The 20,919-nt window shown below is 60.9% G+C and carries 17 protein-coding genes; 11 read left to right on the top strand and 6 right to left on the bottom strand.

The features are described from left to right. Nucleotides 1–2 precede the first annotated feature (2 nt). The 4 genes from DFT_RS02425 to DFT_RS02440 all read right to left on the bottom strand — a co-directional run bounded on the left by DFT_RS02425 (nt 3) and on the right by DFT_RS02440 (nt 4,721). Nucleotides 3–1,124: an MFS transporter gene (locus DFT_RS02425; RefSeq protein WP_235506155.1), complete on the bottom strand. Its 1,122-nt coding sequence runs from the start codon at nt 1,122–1,124 to the stop codon at nt 3–5. 67 nt (nt 1,125–1,191) lie between these two features. Beyond that, entirely contained in the window at nt 1,192–1,629 is a 438-nt protein-coding gene (locus tag DFT_RS02430; RefSeq protein ID WP_054029638.1) for a PaaI family thioesterase, read from the bottom strand. Between the two features lie 80 nt (nt 1,630–1,709). Further along, nucleotides 1,710–2,219, bottom strand: a complete 510-nt coding sequence (locus tag DFT_RS02435; protein WP_054029639.1) for a hypothetical protein — start codon at nt 2,217–2,219, stop codon at nt 1,710–1,712. Between the two features lie 435 nt (nt 2,220–2,654). Next, nucleotides 2,655–4,721, bottom strand: a complete 2,067-nt coding sequence (locus DFT_RS02440; protein ID WP_054029640.1) for an OmpA family protein — start codon at nt 4,719–4,721, stop codon at nt 2,655–2,657. Nucleotides 4,722–5,141: 420 nt separating this feature from the next. Between DFT_RS02440 and DFT_RS02445 the strand changes: the two genes are divergently transcribed. Continuing rightward, nucleotides 5,142–6,458 (top strand): class II D-tagatose-bisphosphate aldolase non-catalytic subunit, encoded by a 1,317-nt coding sequence (locus tag DFT_RS02445; protein WP_083453273.1) that lies wholly within the window; start codon nt 5,142–5,144, stop codon nt 6,456–6,458. 22 nt (nt 6,459–6,480) lie between these two features. Here DFT_RS02445 and DFT_RS02450 read toward each other — a convergent pair whose 3' ends face one another. Continuing rightward, the gene (locus DFT_RS02450) at nt 6,481–7,698 is read right to left on the bottom strand and encodes an anion transporter (protein WP_054029642.1); all 1,218 of its coding nucleotides are present in this window, start codon (nt 7,696–7,698) and stop codon (nt 6,481–6,483) included. Nucleotides 7,699–8,212: 514 nt separating this feature from the next. Here DFT_RS02450 and sodC point away from each other — a divergent pair. Together sodC and DFT_RS02460 are read left to right on the top strand one after the other, a co-directional pair. Next, the gene (gene sodC, locus DFT_RS02455) at nt 8,213–8,743 is read left to right on the top strand and encodes a superoxide dismutase family protein (RefSeq protein WP_054029643.1); all 531 of its coding nucleotides are present in this window, start codon (nt 8,213–8,215) and stop codon (nt 8,741–8,743) included. Between the two features lie 140 nt (nt 8,744–8,883). Beyond that, complete coding sequence (locus DFT_RS02460; RefSeq protein ID WP_054029644.1) at nt 8,884–10,386, top strand: multiheme c-type cytochrome; 1,503 nt, start codon at nt 8,884–8,886, stop codon at nt 10,384–10,386. A gap of 18 nt (nt 10,387–10,404) precedes the next feature. Here DFT_RS02460 and DFT_RS02465 read toward each other — a convergent pair whose 3' ends face one another. Then, nucleotides 10,405–11,892, bottom strand: a complete 1,488-nt coding sequence (locus DFT_RS02465; protein ID WP_200907003.1) for a helicase HerA-like domain-containing protein — start codon at nt 11,890–11,892, stop codon at nt 10,405–10,407. A gap of 273 nt (nt 11,893–12,165) precedes the next feature. Here DFT_RS02465 and DFT_RS02470 point away from each other — a divergent pair, with 273 nt between their 5' ends. From DFT_RS02470 to fliB, 8 genes are all read left to right on the top strand, one after another. Beyond that, on the top strand, nt 12,166–13,191 hold the full coding sequence (locus tag DFT_RS02470) for a biotin synthase BioB (protein ID WP_054029645.1): 1,026 nt from the start codon (nt 12,166–12,168) through the stop codon (nt 13,189–13,191). Further along, entirely contained in the window at nt 13,188–14,123 is a 936-nt protein-coding gene (locus tag DFT_RS02475) for an ABC transporter substrate-binding protein (RefSeq protein WP_054029646.1), read from the top strand. The genes DFT_RS02470 and DFT_RS02475 overlap by 4 nt, the downstream gene beginning before the upstream one ends. Before the next feature lie 8 nt (nt 14,124–14,131). Beyond that, a complete protein-coding gene (locus DFT_RS02480) occupies nt 14,132–14,914 on the top strand; it encodes an ABC transporter permease (RefSeq protein ID WP_054029647.1) in 783 nt (260 codons plus the stop codon). Next, nucleotides 14,911–15,717 carry an ABC transporter ATP-binding protein gene (locus tag DFT_RS02485; protein ID WP_076750325.1) on the top strand — a complete coding sequence of 269 codons (807 nt, stop codon included), beginning with the start codon at nt 14,911–14,913 and terminating at the stop codon, nt 15,715–15,717. The genes DFT_RS02480 and DFT_RS02485 overlap by 4 nt, the downstream gene beginning before the upstream one ends. Nucleotides 15,718–15,888: 171 nt before the next feature. Next, entirely contained in the window at nt 15,889–16,686 is a 798-nt protein-coding gene (locus tag DFT_RS02490; RefSeq protein WP_054029649.1) for an undecaprenyl-diphosphate phosphatase, read from the top strand. Between the two features lie 33 nt (nt 16,687–16,719). Next, nucleotides 16,720–17,961, top strand: coding sequence for an FAD-dependent oxidoreductase (locus tag DFT_RS02495; protein ID WP_054029650.1), 1,242 nt, complete (start codon nt 16,720–16,722; stop codon nt 17,959–17,961). A 498-nt stretch (nt 17,962–18,459) separates the two neighbouring features. After that, nucleotides 18,460–19,473 carry a glutathione synthase gene (gene gshB / locus DFT_RS02500; protein WP_054029651.1) on the top strand — a complete coding sequence of 338 codons (1,014 nt, stop codon included), beginning with the start codon at nt 18,460–18,462 and terminating at the stop codon, nt 19,471–19,473. Further along, the gene (fliB, locus tag DFT_RS02505) at nt 19,473–20,699 is read left to right on the top strand and encodes a flagellin lysine-N-methylase (protein WP_054029652.1); all 1,227 of its coding nucleotides are present in this window, start codon (nt 19,473–19,475) and stop codon (nt 20,697–20,699) included. Before gshB ends, fliB begins: the two co-directional genes overlap by 1 nt. The last annotated feature ends 220 nt before the right edge of the window (nt 20,700–20,919 follow it).

The raw sequence follows: 20,919 nt of genomic DNA on the forward strand, positions 1-20,919 counted from the left end.
ACTCATTTTTTCCTTTCCGCAAATCCGGCCATCAGTGGGATCATCAGTACGACCAGGCAGGTATGGACCACGGCGTGCCATCCCTTGTGTGAATAGATCAATCCGGTGCCGGTGATACCGACCCATCCACCGACATAATAAAACAGGACATAGAGCGCGTTGGCGCGTCCCTGGCCGCCGGTCAGCTTTCGATTCAGGGCGCCCACCGCCGCGGCGTGAACGGCGAAAAAACCGGTGCAGATGCCCACCAGGCCGATGATGACCGAACTGATGGATTCCATTTTTACGATCAGCAGGGATATTGCAAAGATCGCGGCGCCCCCGACCAGGGTCGTGCCGCTGCCGAAACGATTGCTCGTCCGACCGGCCATGGGACCCATGAAGATCCCCATCACGTAGACCAGATAGAGCATGGTGGTGGCTTCGGTGGAGAGGCTAAAGGGGGCGGCGGCCAGTCGAAACGGCAGGTAGTTGAAGATCGAGGAAAAGACTGCGAAGGCGCCGGCGGCGCACAGGTAGATGCGCAGCAGATCCCAACGGGTGATCAGCGACCAGTAGCTGATTCGCTGCGGTTGGTTCGAGCTCCCTGCGGAGACCCTCCGCGGCAATCCTTTGAGGGCCGCCCAGACGGCGAGGAGCGTGAGCACGGCGGCCGAAACGAAGGCATAGCGCCAGTGCAGCGGTGGATGGATAAAGCCGCCGAGCAGGCGGCCGCCCAGCCCGCCGAGAACCGTGGCCGACACATACGATCCCATGACCACGTTGAGCCGTTCGGCGGGCAGGGTCTTGGCCAGATAAGCGGCCAGACAGGTGGTCAGGGCCGGGATGAAGGCGCCCTGGATAAAACGGGCCGTGATGAGCAGTCCCAGGTGGTGAGTGACCGCGCAGAGAAGCCCCCCCAAGGCCACGGCCGTACCGCCGGCCGTGATGATCGGCCGGATGGGCAGCCGGTCGGCCAGGAAGCCGAAGGGCAGGTTGAACAGGGCGATGCCGAAAATGACCGCCGAGACGCTGAACGAGGCCGTCACCATGCTGGTGGCGAATTCGGCCTGCAGCACCGGCAGTACCGGCTGGGTGATGTAGATGTTGGTAAAGGCGGCCGAGACAAGGGCGAAGACGCCCAATTGCAGGCGAAGGGGGCTGGCTTGGGCGCTGGCGGATGCGGACGGAATGGCTCGGAATCCTTCTCGGTTAAACGGGCAGCAGGGTGATGATGGCGGTGGCGGCCAGCATCTCTTCGTTTTCGGTGACGTTGAAGACGTCCGATTGGCAAACGATCAGGGTGCGGCCGGCCTTGATGACCCGGCCGCGGCTGATCAGGCCCTTGCCGTTGCCCGGCAACAGGAGATTGAGCTTGTATTCCACGGTGAGCACCTCCTTACCCGGGGCGGTCAGGGTCAATGCCGCGTATCCGCCGGCGTTGTCCGCCATGGTGCCGATGATGCCGGCATGAAAATAGCCATGCTGCTGGGTCAATTCCGGCTTGTGGGGCAGTTGAATTTCGCAGTGGCCCGGGGTGACGGAGATCAGACGGCCACCGACCAGACGCATGAACGGCTGCCCGTAAAAACTCTCTTTCACGCGCTGGGCGTAGTCGGGATCGATGGCTTCGAAGGAGCGGGATGGCATCTTTTGTCTCTACCTTTACATCATCTGAATCATCGGGTTCAGGCGGGGGCCTTACCCCCATTGTTCGAGCAGGTCCCGGGTCAAAAGCCCATTCCCTTGAATGGGACCAGGTCGGCCTTTTGGACTCGCCACTCGTTCTTTGACCCGACCAGCTCCAGTTTCAACTGATAAAGATCGGCCTTCTCGCCGGCCTGTTCCAGCCATTGCTGCGGATTCTCGTAGAGTCCCTTGAACTCGGGCATGGGGCGGTCCCGGCTGACGATCATGAAATACACGGCCGCCATTGCCGTGCCGGCACTCGGGTCGACCTCAACCGAGGGCCGGGGGTATCGGATGGTGAAACCGCCGTAGTGTTTGAAAGCCACGAATAAAATGCCGCGCACGCCTCTGGCATCGTGGTCTCCCGGCGACGCCCGGAATCCGTCGGCGGTCATGGCCATGAGATCGGCGATGTCATGCTTTTCGGCCAGATCGGCCGCCTGCACGATCATGCTGCGGATGGTGGCCGCATCGTCGCTCCGGCCGCATCCACCGGCCACAACACCGATCGACAGCGCAAGGAAGATGAGAAGAGACGGTTTGGCGGACAACTCTATATTCCAGTTCGTTTGTACTCAATGCCGTTAACTCAAGGCGTTTGGTTCTCATCCGGGGGGGCTAAACCCCGCCCCTACAACCCTTGGTCATGGCAACTGCTTGTATTAAAATAAGATCTCGTAGGGGCGGGCCTTATGCCCGCCCGCAACGACCGCTTAAGTTAACGGCATCGCGTTTGTACTTCAACTTCGATGATTCAAATGAATGCTCGTTCGGCGGAGTTTAGGTCAAGGAGGGGAGGGTGTCAAATAGATCATGCCGGGATCAGCGATTATAGCTGAATCCTATTCATCAAACCCGGCGTAGGTGGGACAGGTGGCCCTGGCCACCTGCTCCACCTACGCCTGCCATCCCGGTTGCCATGCGAATGATGTCATCAATATGAGCGGGGCCCCGAGTGGTCGTATGGGCGGATCCGTGTCGGGGCGTTACCGTTGCATGTACTCCAGTGTGACCGTCACCGTGCGGTTCAGCGAACGGCCTTCGGGCAGCCCGTTGTCGTAAAGCGGATCGAATGGACCGACGCCTTTGACTTCGAGCCGTTCGGCAAACTCGGGTCTGGCTGCCAGGATCGACTGATGCACGGCCCGGGCGCGGCGATCCGACAGGGCCAGGTTGTATTCTTCGCGTCCGATGGTGTCGGTGTGGCCGGTGATGGTCGCCCTGGCTTCGGGTACCTCGTTCATGCGGGCGATGATGCGCTCCATGATCACCTGGTTTCGGTCCTTGATATCGGCGCTGTCATAGTCGAAAAGGATCAGGGCGTACTGTTCCAGGACGCGGTAGCCTTCGATTCGGGCCATCTGCTCTTTGCGTTGCACAAAGTGGACCGGCAAGGCGACCGGTTCCCTGGATTCAAGTACGTTGGCCTCTTTGTCCGTGGCGCGCACCTGCATCTGCACCGATTCGCAGGTGGAGATCTGTTCGAGCAGGGCCGCCTCCAACGGAACACTCCAATCGGTGGGAAGTCCGCCCTGGCCTTTGATCGTTTTGATCTCCCGGCCGCCGCAGAACAGCTCCACCTGCCACTCTTCGAGACCGGCCTCGGCCTCGATTTTTGGCAGTATACGCAGTTCGTTCAGATTGCTCACTTTCTGGACATAGGCGCTGTCCACGGTGTCCAGTATGGCTTCGTTGTCGGCATAGATCTCCACGCGCTGATTTTCGGCCTGCCCGTCGGGGATGCGGTTGGTGCTGGCGACTTCGGGCAGGTTGCGGGCCTTCACCTCGAAGCGCTTCGGGTCGATGCCCCAGACATAGCGCAGATAGGCGCGCACCGCTTCGGCCCGGCTGCGGGACAGGTCGATGCGGCCCTTTTCCTTGCCGATGTTGGCGTTGCAGCCCACCAGGCGCACCTTCGCCTCGGGGTTGGCCTTGAGCCGGCTGCCGATGATATTGAGGACATGACGGTATTTTTCCATGGCGCCTTTGAGTTGCTTTTCGTCGAAGCCGGCGGTCTCAGCCTGGCTCTTGAACAGCATGTATCGGTCGGACAGTTCGCTGCGGCCCATATCGAAATAGATGTGGTTGAGCAACGGCGCACTGTCGATGGTGGTGACCTCTTCGATGGTCAGATCCGGTGCGGCGAAGGCCAGATGGCCCGTCGGCGCCTCGAGGAAGCGGTAAGACACGATATAGCGGTGCAGCAGGGTGGAGGAAAACGCTTCGAAGACCGGCAGCAGGTCGGCCGCCGAAGCAGCCTTCCAGGTGCGTCCGTTATGCTCTTTGGGCAAGGCCTGCAGGAAGGGGTCCATGGCAGCCGAGGGCATGTAATCCACTGCGTAAACCGCCAGGTTGGGGATGCCCACGGCCCCTCGGCGGACATCATTTTCATCGACGCTGGAATTGATGTCCTCTCCATCGGAGAAGACGACCAGGAACTTGTTGCTCCGCTGCGGCATGCGGCGCGCCATGTCCATGGCGGCCAACATGGCGTCGTGTAAATAGGTGCCTTCGGTCAGACCGCGGTCCAGGTTGTGTTCGAGAAAGCTGCGCAGTTGATCCACCCGCCCGGCCTCGATCGATCGGACATGCAACGCTTTTCCGGCAATCGGTTGGGTGTGTTTGTCGTCAAACACCACGGCCGACACGTTGTCTATAGGGCGCAGCGTCTTGTAAAAGGCCTCCAGAGCACTTTTCAGCGGCCCGATGGCCTTGCGGTGGGCCATGGATTGCGAATTGTCGACCACCATGACGATATTGAGGGGCACCTCCTTGTCGGTGGCCAGGGGTTCCACGGATAGGATCTTGGCGGTTTTGATGCCCTGGCGTATGGAAAAATCGGCTGCCGTCAACCCCATGAGGGGTTCTTCGTCGGCGTCGGTCACGGAAACGAGCAGTCTGCCCGTTTCCATGGTCTGGTAGGTCAGCGCGGCGGCCTTTTCCGGGCCCTTGACCAGCAGCTGGGCCGGGTCCTGGGTCGTCTCGGATGCCATGGCAACCGGTGCGGCTGCCATCACGAAGACCATCACCGCGAATAGAACTAATTTCTTCATTGCCTTCCTCCATATTTTTGATTTTTGGTTCTCTTTTTGGATCGGGTTGAGCTGCATGTCGGGTATAACAGGCTGGCGCGATAAGCAATCTGTGCGAATCCTGCACGACTTCCATGCTGCCTGCAGATGAAACGCCGGTTCAAGTATGTTTCTGGGGATAGTGTACGCCATCCACTCGGTCGGGTTTTACAGCAATTGGCATACCATTTAAAAAATTATCGTATAATCAAACAATTAAAAATATGCAAATGGTTTTGCATACAGACACGATGACCATTTTTGCTTCCGGAAGTGCGGATATGTGCATCATTTGATCGATCGTATGTCCTGTTGCCGTATTTCCTGTTGCGCCGCATCCAATCGCTCACTATGGTTTAATTTTAGAGAAACCGTCCGGCAACCACCCTTTATGAACTCATCATGGGGCACCAAGGCGGCATGACGAGCGGCATGACGAATCGATGGCTCTTCAATCTCAAGGAGAGGCACCTGCAGGGAGAGCGGCCGGGGGTGTTCGCGGTTTGCTCGGCTCACCCCGTGGTATTGCAGACGGCCATGGAGACGGCCAGCGCTGCGGATCAATTCCTGCTGGTCGAGGCCACCGCCAATCAGGTCAACCAGTTCGGGGGCTACAGCGGGATGACCCCCGAGGCCTTTGTCGGCCGTCTGCACCACCTGGCCCGGCAAACCGGATTGCCAATCGAGCGGGTCTTGATCGGCGCAGACCATCTGGGGCCCCATCTGTGGCGGGCGGTGCCGATGGACGAGGCAATGGCCAGGACCCGAGACTTGCTGCAGCAGTGTGTCGCCGCCGGTTTCGACAAGATCCACCTGGACACCGGCGCGCCCTGTGCTTCGGATCCAGGGCCGCCGCTGCCCCTTGAAACAGCCGCCCGGCGGGCAGCCGAATTGTGCGCCACTGCGGAAGAGGTTGCCCGTGCGTTGCGCCCCCATGCACCCCCGTTCTATGTGATCGGCAATGAAACGCCGCCTCCCGGTGGCGGTCTGGAAGCGGATAACGACGTGACGGTGACCGATCCCGGCCAGTTGGATCAGGCGCTGGATGCCTTTGAGCGGGCGTTCGGTCGCCTCGGGCTGGCGGAGGCCTGGCAGCGGGTCCTGGCCGTGGTGGTGCAACCCGGTGTGGAGTTCGGCGACCGGCAGGTGGCCGCTTTCCAACCGGAGGCGGCCGCGGCGTTATCCGCAGCTCATGCGCGCCTGCCCGGCATCATGACCTACGAGGTGCACGCCACCGATTACCAGACACCGGAGGCATTGCGGCGGCTGATCGACGGGCATTTTACGATATTGAAGGCGGGGCCCTGCCTGACTTTTGCCCTGCGCTGCACACTTTACGCCCTGGCCGCCATCGAAGCGGCGCTGCCGGATATGGACGCACCATCGCATCTGATCGAGGTGATGGAGCGCGTCATGCTCGATCACCCGGCCCATTGGCAATCCCATCTGCGCGGCAGTCGTGAAGACATGTATGATCTTCGCCACTACAGCCTCCGGGACCGCATTCGCTACTACTGGTCTTTTCCCGACGCCCAGGAAGCCGTGGTTCGGTTGCTGGACAATCTCCGGCGGCAGATTCCGGATGAGTTGCTCAAAGCGCATCTGCCGGGTCTTTTCCCCATGATCCAGGCCCAGGGGCTTCACGGCGATCCCATGGGCATGGTGAAGTTGAGTGTGCGGCAGGCATTGGATGGCTATGTCGAGGCGTGCTGGCGCTGAACGACCCTTTGAGACGAGCGTTTTACAAGTAGATCCAGCCCGCCAATACCAACAGGGACCAGGCCGTGACCGCCAGGCCGACCTTGGCGTGGGTCCAGAATCCGATGGCGATGCCGAAGACATCGGCCTGTTCGATGACGATCAGGTTGGCGATGCTGCCGATGGTGATCAGATTGCCGGCAAAGGTGCTGGACAAGGCCAGGATATACCACAGCTGTGATGGGGCGCCTTGCAAAAACTGGACGAGCAGCATGACGGCCGGCACGTTGCTGACCACGTTGCTCAGGAGTGTGGATACGCCGGTGAGCACCAGGGGGTGCCGGATATCGATCTGATGACCGGCCAGCGAGGCGACCACGTGTTGGGGCAGTTGGGCTGCGGAGATGCCCTCGATGACCACGAACAGGGCGCAGAACAGGGTCAGCAGGTGCCAATCGACCAGTTCGATCATTTGGCGCGACTTCATCTTGCGGCTGCACATCAACACCCCGGCAATGCCCAGGGCGGCCAGCTCCCGGTGAAAATCGGTGAAGAAAAGGATGATCAGCAGGGTGACGGCCGCCAGCCCCTTGGCGCTCTGCCAGGCGTTGAACGGCTGCCAGGCCGGCTGTCGCGCGAGGATGTGCCCGTCGCGTGGCGGCTCGGCCCATCGCCCCCGGTAGAGCCAGACGATGATGAGATAGCTGCCGAGCAGGGCCACGATTACCGGCGGGCTGCACCACTGCAGAAAGCCGCCGAAAGGCAATTGGCCCACCTGACCGATGAGCATGTTCTGGGGGTTGCCGATGATGGTGGCCGCCGATCCGATGTTGGCCGCCACGGCCAGCGCCATCAGGAAAGGTATTGGATTCATGCCGGCGCCCAACAGGGAATAGGCCAGGACCGGGGTAAAGGCCAGGCAGATGATGTCGTTGGCCAACAGGGCGGAGAGAATGGCGCCGACACCCATGACGGCCAGCAGGAACAGGCGGGGGTGGCTGCACCAGCGGGCCATGTGCAGGGCGACGCGGGTGTAGAAACCGCCCAGTCTCAACTGGGCGGAAATGATCATGAGGGCATACAGGAGCAGCATGGTGGGAATATCGATGCTGCCCACGGCTTGGCCCAGGGGCACGGCGCCGCTGACCACCATGGCGATGGCCCCCAGGAGGGCGATGCCGGTACGGTCGAGCTGCAGGCCGGGAATGTGTCCGATGGCGACGCCCACGTAGGTGAGGGTGAAAATCAGGATGGCTTCCATGACCCCATGGCCTCCTTGCCCCATTTCCGGGGCCACCATTGCAGCACGAAAAAGAATGGCGTGAGGTAGCAGAGTCGGCGGTGGAAAACAAGCGGGAACCCTGGCCTCAGCTATTCTAACTGAATGTCATTCATTAGACCCGGCATGGGTGGAGCAGGTGGCCGATGCCACACGCCAAGCGGTCAGGTGCCGCTAGGAATGCACGGCGGGCGGCCCAGAAACTCGCTGCGCTCAAACAGTCTGGGCCGCTTGTCCGCCGTTTGCATTCGAGCGGCACTAGGACCGCAGGCTCACGTGGCCCTGGCCATCTGCTCCACCCATGCCTGCTATGCCCGTCGCTATGCGATTTTTTTTATCAAACGCCTTCTGTAATGCATATCACTTCGGAGTGAATCACATTCAGTTAGAACTGCTGACTGTCCCTCGCATCTGGACAAACGCCTTTCAGTGCGTAGTCTATCGCCATTGCCACACCCAAACGGCAACCATCTCATGAAGCAAGGAGGTTCGCCCCATGAAAAGACCCATCATCGCGGTCGCGATACTCGTGGCAGCCCTCTGGGGCTGCACCAATGCCAGAGACCCCAATATGATTGACATCCATGCGTTGACGCCTGAGGGTGTCGGCGCGGTCATCGGCACCGTCAAGGTTTCTGAAACCGCCTACGGCACATTGTTTACCCCGGATTTAAATGGATTGACGCCGGGACTGCACGGCTTTCACCTGCACAGCGAGGGGACCTGCGGTCCCGCTGAAAAGGACGGCCGGATGGTGCCCGGTCTGGCGGCCGGCGGCCACTATGATCCCGACGGCACCGGCAAGCATGCAGGGCCTTATGGCGACGGCCACCTGGGCGATCTGCCGGCCCTCTACGTGGACGACAGCGGAAAGGCGACGCACCCGGTGCTGGCTCCGCGGATCAAACTGGCGGATCTGAGAGGGCGCGCCCTGGTCATTCATGCCGGCGGCGACAATTACTCGGATCACCCCCAACCCATGGGGGGCGGCGGTGAAAGGGTGGCCTGTGGCGTCGTTCCGAAATAATGCCTGTACTTCCCGGGTTTACTGAATCGAGTTCAGTTAGGATCCCTGCCTTTCCGCAGTAACGCTTGAAATGTGTCGGGTTACAGGCTATGCAGGTCTAAACCCTTCCGACACACACCCACAGCGTTTCAGGAGGCCGCATGCATCGTATCCTAATCCTCTGGGCAGTTGTCTTGGTATCGCTGATATCCATTGCCCCGGCCATGGGGGCGCAACCGCCGATCAGCCCTGATACCGAGGCGTGCATCGAGTGCCACCTGGTCTATCATCCCGGTATCATCGCCGATTGGCAGCGCAGCCGTCACGCCAACACCACGGTGCAGGAGGCCCTCACGGTCCAGGGATTGGCCAAAAAGGTGTCCAGCGGCCAGGTCCCTGAAGCCTTGCGCACCACGAGCGTCGGGTGTGCCGAGTGCCATGGCATGCGGGGCGATGCTCACGCCGACACCTTCGAACACAACGGCTACGACATCCACGTCGTCGTCAGCCCGGACGACTGCGCCACCTGCCATGCCGAGGAGCGCAAGCAGTATAAAGACAACATCATGGCCATGGCCCACACCAACCTGGCGGACAACACCCTTTACAATGACCTGGAGCGGACGATCCTGGGTAAAATGGCGGTCAAGGCCGGACGGCTGGCCATCGAACCGGCCGATGCGTCGACCCGCGCCGAAGCCTGCTACTACTGCCACGGCACCCGGCTGACCCTGGCCGGCACCGAGGTGCGCGACACCGACGTGGGCGAGCTCTCTTTCCCCATCATCACGGGCTGGCCCAACCAGGGCGTGGGCCGCATCAACCTGGACGGCAGCCGGGGCGCCTGCAGCAGTTGCCATACCCGCCATCAATTCTCCATCGAGACGGCCCGCAAACCCGACACCTGCAGCGAGTGCCACGCAGGGCCGGACGTGCCGGCCTATAAAGTGTACAAGGTCAGCAAGCACGGCAACCTGTATTCAAGCCATTCGAGCGGGTGGGATTTTAAACCGGTGCCCTGGACCGTTGGCAAGGATTTCAGTGCGCCGACCTGCGCGGCGTGCCACGTGAGCCTGGTGGTGGATGAAAACGGGGAGGTGGTCAGCGAACGCACCCACACGATGAACGATCGATTGGGATGGCGCCTCTTCGGTTTGATTTATGCCCACCATCAGCCCAAATCGGCGGACACCGCCCCGATTCGGAACAAATCCGGGCTGCCGCTGCCCACCGACCTGGACGGCACGCCGGCCGACACATTCCTCATCGGCGCGGACGAAGTCGAGGCGCGCCGCGCGACCATGCAGCGCACTTGCCTGGCCTGTCACGGCACCACTTGGGTCAACGGCCACTTCGCCCGCCTGGACCACACCCTGGGCGTCACCAACAGCCAGGTGAGGACCGCCACCCAGCTGCTGGAGACCATCTGGCAGAAGGGATATGCCCAAGGTCCGGCTAAAGGCGGCAGTCCGTTCGACGAGGCCATCGAGCGGCGCTGGTGCGACACTTGGCTCTTTTACGCCAATACCATCCGTTTCAACTCGGCCATGGCCGGAGGCGGCGATTACGGGGTGTTCGACGACGGGCGCTATCCGCTTTCCAGCGCCATCATGGAGATACACGACTGGCTGAAGCTGCGCGACATGGCTGAAAAAGCCAAATGATGCGTTGCCCGTAGCCGGTTATCGTCGTGATGCGCCGCCGAAAATCGCACCCAGCACGCCGCGGATGATCTGGCGACCGATCTGGCTGCCGATGGTGCGCGCCGCGCTTTTGGCCATGGCTTCACCGATGGACTGGCGGGGCCGGCCCGGCGTCTTGCGGACCGCCATCTCTTTTTCCCGGCGTCGCGCTTGGGCTTGTTCTTCGGCGGCCGCTCGGGCGGTTTCGGTGCGCACCTTCAGCATTTCGTAGGCCGATTCACGATCCACCGTCTGGTCATATTTCCCTTTCAACGGCGAGCGCCCGAACAGGGCGTTCCGCGATTCGGCGGGCAAGGGACCGATGTGCCCCTCGGGAGGCGAGATCAAGGTGCGTTCGACCGGGGTGGGGCGGCCGTTCTTGTCAAGGACCGACACCAGGGCTTCGCCGATGCCCAGCTCCGTCAGGCTCTGGGCCGTGTCGAAGGCCGGGTTGGGGCGGAAGCCGTCGGCCACGGCCTTGATGGTGCGCTGGTCCTTGGGCGTGAAAGCGCGCAGGGCGTGCTGAATCTTGAGCCCCAGCTGCCCGAGGATCGTCTCGGGCAGGTCGGTGGGATTCTGGGTGACGAAGTAAACGCCTATGCCCTTGGAGCGGATCAGCCGCACCACCTGTTCGATTTTTTCCAGCAGGGGCGCGGGCGCGTTGGCAAACAGCAGATGGGCCTCATCGAAGAAAAGCACCAGTTTGGGGACCGGCGGGTCGCCCACCTCGGGCAACTGCTCGAACAACTCGGCCAGCAGCCAGAGCAGGAATGCGCTGTAGACGCGCGGGGCCTGGTGAACCAGGCGTCCGGCATCGAAGAGGCTGATCACCCCCCGTCCCGAAAAATCGGTATGCATCAGGTCCGGCAGCTGCAGGGCGGGTTCGCCGAAGAAATGCTCGCCCCCCTGTTCCTCGAGCACCAGCAGGCGCCGCTGGATGGCGCCTACGCTGGCCGAGGTGATATTTCCATATTCGGTTCGCAACTGGGCGCTGTTTTCCGCCATCCAGGTGAGCAGCGACCGCAGGTCCTTCAGGTCCAGCAGGAGCAGCCCCTGGTCGTCGGCCATGTCGAAGGCCGCATAGATGACACCGGTCTGGGTATCGTTGAGTTCGAGCAGGTGGCTCAACAGCAGTGGGCCCATTTCCGATGGGGTCGCCCGCACCGGGTGCCCGCTGCGGCCGTCGATATCCCAGAAGAGAGCCGGTGACAGTTGTTGGCGGTAGTCGGGCAGGGGGATGGCGGCCAGCCTCTCGTCGATTTTGGGATGGGGCCGGCCAGGAGCGGCCAGCCCCGACAGGTCGCCTTTGATATCGGCGGCCCACACGGGCACACCCATGCGGGAGAAGCCTTCGGCCAGCACCTGGAGGGTGACCGTCTTTCCGGTGCCGGTGGCGCCGGCAATCAGGCCGTGGCGGTTGCCCATGCGGCCGGGCAGTTCGATGAGCCGCCCCTGGGCGGCGCCGATGATCAAGGACGCTGGGTTCATGATGTCTCTTCCCTCCCGAGTCAAGATGGTATGATTGGCGCGCAGCGCTGGGACCAATATTCATCGCTTTGGCCGTCAAGGCAATTGAAAAATGACGGCGTGGTCCGACAATCGGGCTTTATAGGTGTCGTCAAAACATGCCCGGTTGTAACTGCCCACTCCAAGTTAAAAAAATCGAGTGGTTTCCAATCCGAGGCGTATTTGATAGATAGAACTGGATCGTAACAAAACCCGTAAAGGCGGGTGTACACGCCGTCACAATCAAAGGGGCCCATGGGCTGGCAACTGTCACCACATATCGCCGATATTTTGAAAAAGGGTGCGGCCTTCGAGGGCATCCGACGCGACGAGGCGCTGGCTCTGCTGGCGCTTCCCCTGCACGGCAGAGAGACCTATGCGCTGATGCAGACGGCCGACCAGATGTCCCGCGAACGGTTCGCAAACAAGGGCGAAAACCACTTTCACATCGGTGTCAACGTAGCCCCCTGCCCGTTGAACTGCAGCTTCTGTTCACTGACCGTCAAGGCGGGCATCTTTACCCAATCCATGGAATTCAGCGAAGAGCAGTTGCTTTCATGGGCCAGGCAGGCCGGGGCGAGCGGCGCGGACGCCCTCAATCTGATGACCACCGGCAATTTCCCGTTCGAACGTCTTCTTGAGATCGGGCGGCTTCTGGGCCGCAGCGTGGCAACGCCGTTGGTGGCCAATACCCGCGATATCGACCATAAGGAGGGCGAAGCGCTCCTGGCGGCAGGTTTTGTGGGCGCCTACCATGCGGTGCGATTGGGGGAGGGGCGGGACACCCCGTTCAAACCCGAGCGCCGCATCCAGACCATCCGGGTTTTCAAAGAGGTCGGGCTGCAGTGGATGAACTGCGTCGAACCGGTGGGGCCGGAGCACCGCCACGAGGAGATCGTGGATCTCATGCTGCTGGCCCGCACTCATGGCGCCACTTACAGCGGCATCATGCGTCGGATCAATTTCCCGGGATCACCCATGTCGTCCCACGGCATGATCAGCGAGCTCGAGATGGCCCGAATGGTGGCCGTGTCCAGGCTGGTGATGGGCGATGGGCCCCGGGCCCACTGCACCCACGAACCCCACAGCGCCTCGCTGATCGCCGGCGCCAATCTGTTTTTCCCCGAGGTGGGGGCCAGCCCCAGGGACGGCCAGCCCGATACGGGCAAGGGGCGCGGCCAGGATTTCATGCGCTGTCACGCCTTGCAGCGCGAGATGGGCTGGAATCCCGATCTGCCTTCCAACTGTTTCGCGCCCGGCCGGCAGGCAGGTGTGAAATGAAGACCTGGCTTGCATTCCTCCTGGCCCTGCTTCTGGGAGCAGGGCCCGCAGCGGCCGATCCGCCTCTGAAGGTGGGCACCTGGAAGACGGCCCAGACCATCCAGCCTTTCTTCTACGAGCAGTTTTTAAGCGGTGAAGCCGCCGTGCAGGTGTTTCCCTTTACCAATCCGGCAGACCAGAAGACCGCCCTGCTGGCCGGCAGCCTGGACATGTGCGGCACCACGATTGCCCATGCCATTCACTCGGCGGCCCAGGGACAGCCGGTGGTGGTCGTGGCCGCCCTGTGCCATAAATGCTCGGCCCTGGTGGTGCGCAAAGCGAGCGCCATCGCGACCGCCGGCGAGCTGAAGGGCCGGAAAATCGGCTATGTCCCGGGCACCATGCACGAAATCCTCCTGCGCGAAGTCCTGACCCGCCACCGTCTGAACCCGGAACAGGACGTTCGCCTGATCCGAGTGGATTTTTTCGACATGGGGTTGGCTTTGGCACGCGGGGGCATCGATGCTTTTCTATCCGGCGAACCGTTTCCCACACTGGCGGTCCACGAAGGGTATGGGCGCATTCTCGATTATCCTTATTATGACGACACGGTCGGTACGATCAATGCCGGGATGCTCGTCACCCGCCAGATCCTGGAATCACACCCCGAACGGGTGCTGCAGCTGGTACATGCCCATGCCCGGGCCGCCGAGTTTCTCAATCGGCATCCGGACCAATGGCTGGCGCGGGCGGCCGCTTTCGGGACCGAGCCGGCGGTCCTGAAAGCGGCCGCTGCCAATATGGAGCTGGCCTGGGAGATGGACGAGGCCTTTGTCCAAAGGGCCAAAGCCTTGGGGGCCCGCATGCAGGCCCTGCGCATGATCGAGCGGCAGCCCGATTACGACCGCCTCTTCGATCTGCAGTTCGTCAAACGCGTCAAGGCCGAAAGGTGAGATCGGACATGCCGCGATTCGATCGCCTGTTGCCCTGGGTCCTGCCGTTCATGCTGATGCTGGCCTGGGTCCTGGCCGACGCGGCGCAGCTGGTGCCGGCCTACCTGCTGCCCGGACCGGCGAAGGTGCTCGAGGCCGGCGGTCACTATCTGTTTGGAAAGGCCGGCAGCGCGCCCTATGCGGGACGTTTCTGCAGCGACCTGCAGGCCAGCCTGTTGCGCGTCGGCTGCGGATTCGGTCTGGCCGTGCTGCTCGGCCTGCCCATGGGGCTGATGACCGGTCGGCTCCCGCTCTTTCAGAAGCTGGCCAGCGGCCTCATCAATGCCGTGCGTGCGGTGCCGGGGATCTGCTGGCTCCCGCTCGGCATGGTGTGGTTCGGCATCGGCCTGCACACCACGATTTTTCTGGTCGGTCTGGCCGCATTTTTCCCCATCTATTTGAATTCGGCCGGCGGCGCCCGCCAGATCGATCCCATCCTGTACCAGTCCGGCGCCATGATGGGCGTCGGCCGTTTCCGGGGCGTTTTCGCCATCCTGCTGCCGGCCGCCATGCCGAGCATCGTCACCGGACTGCGTCTCGGCCTGGGAATCGCCTGGGCCTACCTGGTATTGGGCGAGTTGACCGGCGTGCCGGACGGGCTGGGGGCCATCATCATGGATGCGCGCATGCTCGGGCGCATCGACATGATCATCGTGGGCATCGTGATCATCGCGGCCATGGGGCGGCTGAGCGATGTGCTCTTGAAGGCCGGCATGAAACTCTGCTTCAAAAGTGCGCGGAGGCTGCCGTGACCCGAGGACTCAGACTCGTCGTCACACCGTCCGGAGCGTCGGCCGGGGCTGCCTTGCAGGCCGTTGACTTGAATTGCGTATTCAAAACCGGCGGCACCGCCGTCGAGGTGCTGCATAACGTGAATTTCGAGGTCAAGGAGGGGGAACTGGTCTGCCTGCTGGGACCCAGCGGCTGTGGCAAGTCCACCCTGCTGAAGATCATCGCCGGCTTCCTGGCGCCCAGCAGTGGCAGGGTGCTGGTCCAGGGCCGGGCGGTGGTCAAACCGGGGGCCGACCGGGGTGTGGTCTTTCAGGAGGATGCGCTTTTCCCGTGGCTCACCGCGGCGGAAAACATCGCCTTCGGCTTGAAAGGCCGTCTGCCCGGTAAGGCGCTGGCCGCCGAAGTGACGCGCTACCTGGGGTTGGTGGGATTGAGCCCTTTTCGCGATTATTTGCCGCGGCAGCTCTCCGGCGGGATGAAGCAGCGCGTCGCCATGGCCAGGGTGCTGATTCTCAAGCCTCAGCTGCTCCTCATGGACGAGCCGTTCGGCGCCCTGGACGCCCAGACGCGCGAAGAGATGCAAACGCTGCTGCTCTCCTTGTGGGCGGAGCTGGGTCATACGATCCTCTTCGTGACCCACGACATCAACGAGGCCGTTTTTCTGGCCGATCGGATTCTGGTGATGGAAAAGGGGCCGGGCCGAATATGCCGGGAGATGCGCGTTTCGCTGCCTCGTCCGCGCAGAAAGGAGGGCGAGGCGTTCCACCGCTGGTACCGGCAGATACGATCGGAATTGAGGTCGGAGGATCAATTCTATAAATAGAGACGATCGTAAGTGAAGACGGGTGAATGGTAAAAAGGGTAGGAAAGTATGAAAGTGAGAAAGCATGAAAGTTGAGGTATTCTTTGAATTCTATTGGGGCGCTGGAAGGAGATGCGCTTGATCGAACGGAAGCCCGGCACTATTGAATTGCCCTATTGCACCGGAGGTTGAATGCCGATCTGGATTGCTGTCGTCATTTTTGGAATCATCGAAGGAATCACGGAGTTTCTGCCCATCTCTTCCACGGCCCATCTGCTGATCGCCCAGAAATGGCTTCCGCGGCAGAGCGATCTGTTCAATATCGTCATCCAGAGCGGTGCGGTGATCGCCGTGCTGCCGCTTTTTCCCCACCGCCTGCGCCAGTTCGTCTTCGAGTGGCGGGAGCGCGAGGTTCAGCTCTACGCATTGAAGATTGCCGTGGCCTTCGCCATCACCGGTGCCGGCGGATTGCTTCTGGACAAGTACGGCTTCGAGCTGCCGGAAGAGATCGGTCCCATCGCCTGGGCGCTGGTCGTCGGCGGCATCGGGTTTCTGCTGGTCGAGGGGTGGCTTCGCGACCGTGACTTCTCTCATGCGATTACCTGGAAAATTGTCGTGCTGGTCGGTGCGGGCCAATTGATCGCGGCCGTATTCCCCGGCACCTCCAGGTCCGGTTCCACCATCCTGCTGATGCTGCTGTGCGGGTTGAGCCGGCCGGCCGCCACCGAGTTCTCCTTTCTGGTGGGCATTCCCACCATGCTGGCCGCCGGCGGCCTGAAGATCTTTCGCGCCTTGCATCAGCCCCCGCCCGGGACCGTTCCGGAAGAGTGGGGCATGGTGGCGCTGGGGTTCGTCGTATCGGCAGTGGTGTCGTTCTTGGTCGTCAAATGGCTGCTGTACTATGTTCGTTCGCACACCTTCAACCTGTTCGGCTGGTACCGCATCGCACTGGGAATTTTTCTATTTTTGTTGCTGTTTTTAGGATATTGACGGCGTGCCGGATGTCACTCATGGAGGCCTTGTATGACAAAGAGCGGGATTACCGTGTATGGGGCGCACTGGTGCCCCGATTGCCGTCGGAGTAAAGTCTTTCTGGGAGAACACCAGATACCCTATGATTGGGTGGATATCGAAGAAGATCCGGCCGCGCAGCAATTGGTGATCGAGCTGAACCATGGCAAGCGGATCGTGCCGACCATCGTTTTCGGCGACGGCAGTTTTCTGGCCGAGCCCAGCAACGCCCGCCTGGCGGAAAAGCTGGGATTGAAAACGCAGGCCGAGCGAACTTACTACGACCTCATTATCATTGGCGGCGGCCCTGCAGGATTGACGGCCGCCATCTATACGGCCCGCGAAGCCATCGATACACTGGTGATCGAGCGCGCCGCTTTCGGCGGTCAGGCGGCGGGGACGGAAAAACTCGATAATATGCCCGGTTTTCCAGAAGGGGTGGAGGGATTCGATTTTGCCCAGCGGTTGCGCAAACAGGCCGAACGTTTCGGAGTCGAACTCCTGCAGGCCCAGGAGGTCCACGGCGTGGCGAAGAAGAACAACCTTCTGTTCGTCGCCGCCGGCGGCGGGCAGGATTATTGCGCCGAGGCGGTGTTGATTGCCACCGGAAGCCGTTACAAGCGTTTGAATGTGGAAGGAGAGTCCCAATACATCGGCGCCGGCGTACATTTTTGCGCCACCTGCGATGGTCCGTTTTACAAGGGGCGGCATGTGGTCGTGGTCGGCGGGGGCAACAGCGCAGCCGAGGAGAGTCTGCTGTTGACCAAGTTCGCCGAGCAAGTCACCATTCTGGTGCGCGGCGAGAAATTCAAGGCCACGCGGTTTATCCAGGACAAGGTGCTCGCCCACGACCGCATCCAGGTGCGCTGGCATACGGAGGTCCGCGCCTTCAGGGGAGATCGGGGCAAACTCAACCGTCTCCTGATCGTCGACAACCAGACCCAGGCCGAGGAGGAGTTGGCGGCGGACGGGGCTTTCATTTTTATCGGGCTCTCCCCAAATACGGGCTATCTCAAAAACAGCGGCATCCGGCTTGACCCATGGGGGTTTGTCGTGACCGGCCCCTCTTTGCTCGCCGACGGGAAGCGGCCGCCCGGATTCGAAGATCGCGATCCATTTCTGTTGGAAACGAGTATTCCGGGTGTTTTTGCAGCCGGTGATGTACGCGATGCGAGCACCAAACAGGTGGTCAGTGCGGCCGGCGAAGGCGGTACCGCGGCCCTGGAAATCAGGGAGTTTCTCAAGCGGCACTGACCCGACATACGGGTCCCGGCGGACAGCAATTCTAACTGAATAAGATTCACCTTGAAAGGCGCGCCTTCCAAAAGTTGTATGATAAAAATCGCTTGGCAATGGAGATGGCAGGCGTGGGTGGGGCAGGTGGCCAGGGCCACGTGAGCCTGCGGTCTTAGGGCCGGTTGAATGCAAACGGCGGACAAGCGGCCCAGACTGTTGAGCGCAGCGAGTTTCTGGGCCGCCCGCCGTGCATTTTACTGGATCTTGACCTCTTGGCGTGTGGCATCGGCCACCTGTCCCACCCACGCCGGGTTTAATGAATCGCGTTCATTTAGAATCCCTGCCCGGTAGAAGATTCTGTTTCCAACTTTCCTGGGCACTGATATATTTAAATATAAATTTTCGATCGCCAAGCTTTCCATATCCGTATTCTCGTAGTCAATCCATTTTCGAGCCATCGCAGTTGGACAGAGGGGGTTATACTGTCAGGGATTTTCCAACCGAAAGGAGACCCTTATGAAGATCGCCTTTTTGATGGACAAGCTCGAATCGATCGACCCGAAATATGAAACCACCAGCCATTTGATGTATGAATGCAATCAGCGGGGCCACACCGTCTTTTTTTTAGAGCCCCACGACGTCTATATTCGCGCCAACGAAGTGGTGGCCCGGATGCGAAATATCACCGTGGCCCCGGATTTGCCCATGGAGACGTACTGGGCGGCCTTGATCGAATGCCTGAAAAAAGATGAACTCATCTTCGAAACCATTACCGAGCTGGATGCCCTGTTTCTGCGCAAAGATCCGCCCCTGAACTATCAGACCCTGGAATTCTTGGAGTCGGTCAACCGCAAGGTGTTCATGATCAACCAGACGGTGGGGCAGATTCTGGGGAACTCCAAATTGTACATCCTCAATTTTCCGGAGATCATTCCCGAAACCCACGTATCCCGGGACCCCAAGCGCCTGGTGCGCCTCATCGAGGATTTCGGCGGGGCCATGATCATCAAGCCGCTGAGACGTTTCGGCGGAGAAGGCGTCATCAAGGTCAGCACGCGCGACCAGGAGAATCTGCACTCATTGCTCCATTACTATACCCGTTCCAATCGGCCCTATGAAGATCGTGAACCGATCATGGTGCAGGAATACCTGGAAGCCGGGAGAGAAGGAGACGTCCGCATCCTGCTGCTCAATGGCGAGATTCTGGGGGCGATGCGCCGCATCCCCAAACCGGGCGAGTTCCGTTCCAATGTGAAGGCCGGCGCCAGAGTGGTTCCCCATAAGATTTCCAGACATGAGGTGGCCATTTGTGAAGCCATTCGGCCAAGGCTGGTGCGGGACGGTCTCTATTTCGTCGGGATCGACGTCATCGGTGACAAGCTGATCGAAGTCAATTGCGTTTCTCCGGGCGGTATTCCCCGCATCAACGCGCTCGACTCGGTCCGGCTGGAGGTGCCGGTCATCGATTTCGTGGAACAGAGGGCTCGGCTGCATGAGTTGGAAGGCCCGCCTCAAACAATGGAATTGTGATGCCAGCCCCATCGTTTTTGCTGAAAATGCCAGCCTGTATCAAAGACTTCAGGTGCCTCGGCGCCCAATGCGAGGACCACTGCTGTTATGGCTGGGAGGTAAATGTCGATCAAAAATCTTACGAGCGGTATCGCCGCCTGGCTTCAACGGGGCTCGGCGCGCGAATTCAAAAGGCGCTCGAGCGCAATTCCAAGGACCCTTCCGAGACCTGCTACGCGAAATTCCGGCGCAAGACCGAAACGTGCCCCTTCCTGACCCCTCAACGGCTTTGCCGGATCCATGCCGAACTGGGCGAAGATTTTCTGCCCGACACCTGTGCTCTTTTCCCCCGGCACTTGAGGGCCAGGGCATCGTGGGTCGAAGTTTCCGCCTCCATGGCATGTCCCGAGATCGCCCGTCGCGTTTTGGCAAATCCCCAGGCCGTCGAGACGATCGATCTGCGCCTCGATCCCGCATACCGCTTGCCGCGCGGGGTGGAATCGGCGTTGCCGGGCGAAGTCGAGGCCAGCGGCTTCCTGCTGAGGGGTTTTGCCGTGGCGCTCCTGAAAGATCGCCGCCATGCCTTATGGCAACGTCTTCTGTTGCTCGGCTTCCTTTTGGAAACCGTCGGCTCCCAGCCGCCGGGCTTGAGCGGGGCGGCCATGGAATCGCTTCTGGATGGCTTTGCACGCCGGATGGCCGCCGGCGAGCTGATGGGCCTGATGGAAAGTGCGCCTGTGCTCACCGGCTTGCAGTTGCAGCTTGTCGGACGGCTGTATGACGAAGTGTTGCCGACCGTGAGGGTAAAGGCCTTCAATGCGTGTGTCGAGGCGTGTTGGGGCGGACTGGACCCCTCCGGCGCGGGGATTTTTTCACAGGATGTCGCTCGCCGCTACGATGCCGCCCATCGCGACCGCTATCTCCCCTTTTTCGAGAATCACGGCTTCATGCTGGAAAATTTTCTGGTCCACTACCTGTGGCATCACGATTTCTGTTTTCACCGGGGGCGACGCGTGTATGACGACTATGTGACGATGGTCCTGCACTTCGCCATGCTCAAGACCTGTTTGATCGGTCTTGCGGCGCGGCCGCACGGAGAGATGAAAGGGGAAATGGTCCGCCGGCTGATGTATGCGTTGACCAAGGTGGTGGAGCCGGATGCGCGTTTCAGGGATTACGCCCTCGGGTTGCTGGCCGGGAGCGGATGTACGGCAATGATGCACCTGGCGGTGCTGATCAAGAATTGACGGCGCCGTCAGAAGCCCAATATCTGCGTTGCTTGATAAAAAATCGCATGGTAGCCGTTATGGCAGGCCCGTGTGGGGCAGGTGGCCAGGGCCACGTCAGCCAGCGGTCGTTAGTGCCTGTTGAATGCAAACGGCGGACAAGCGGCCCAGACTGTTTGACCCCGGCGCAGGCCGGGGGAGTTTCTGGGCCGCCCGCCGTGCATTTTACTGGCACTTGACC

Source organism: Desulfatitalea tepidiphila (assembly GCF_001293685.1).
Taxonomy (GTDB): Bacteria; Desulfobacterota; Desulfobacteria; order Desulfobacterales; family Desulfosarcinaceae; genus Desulfatitalea; species Desulfatitalea tepidiphila.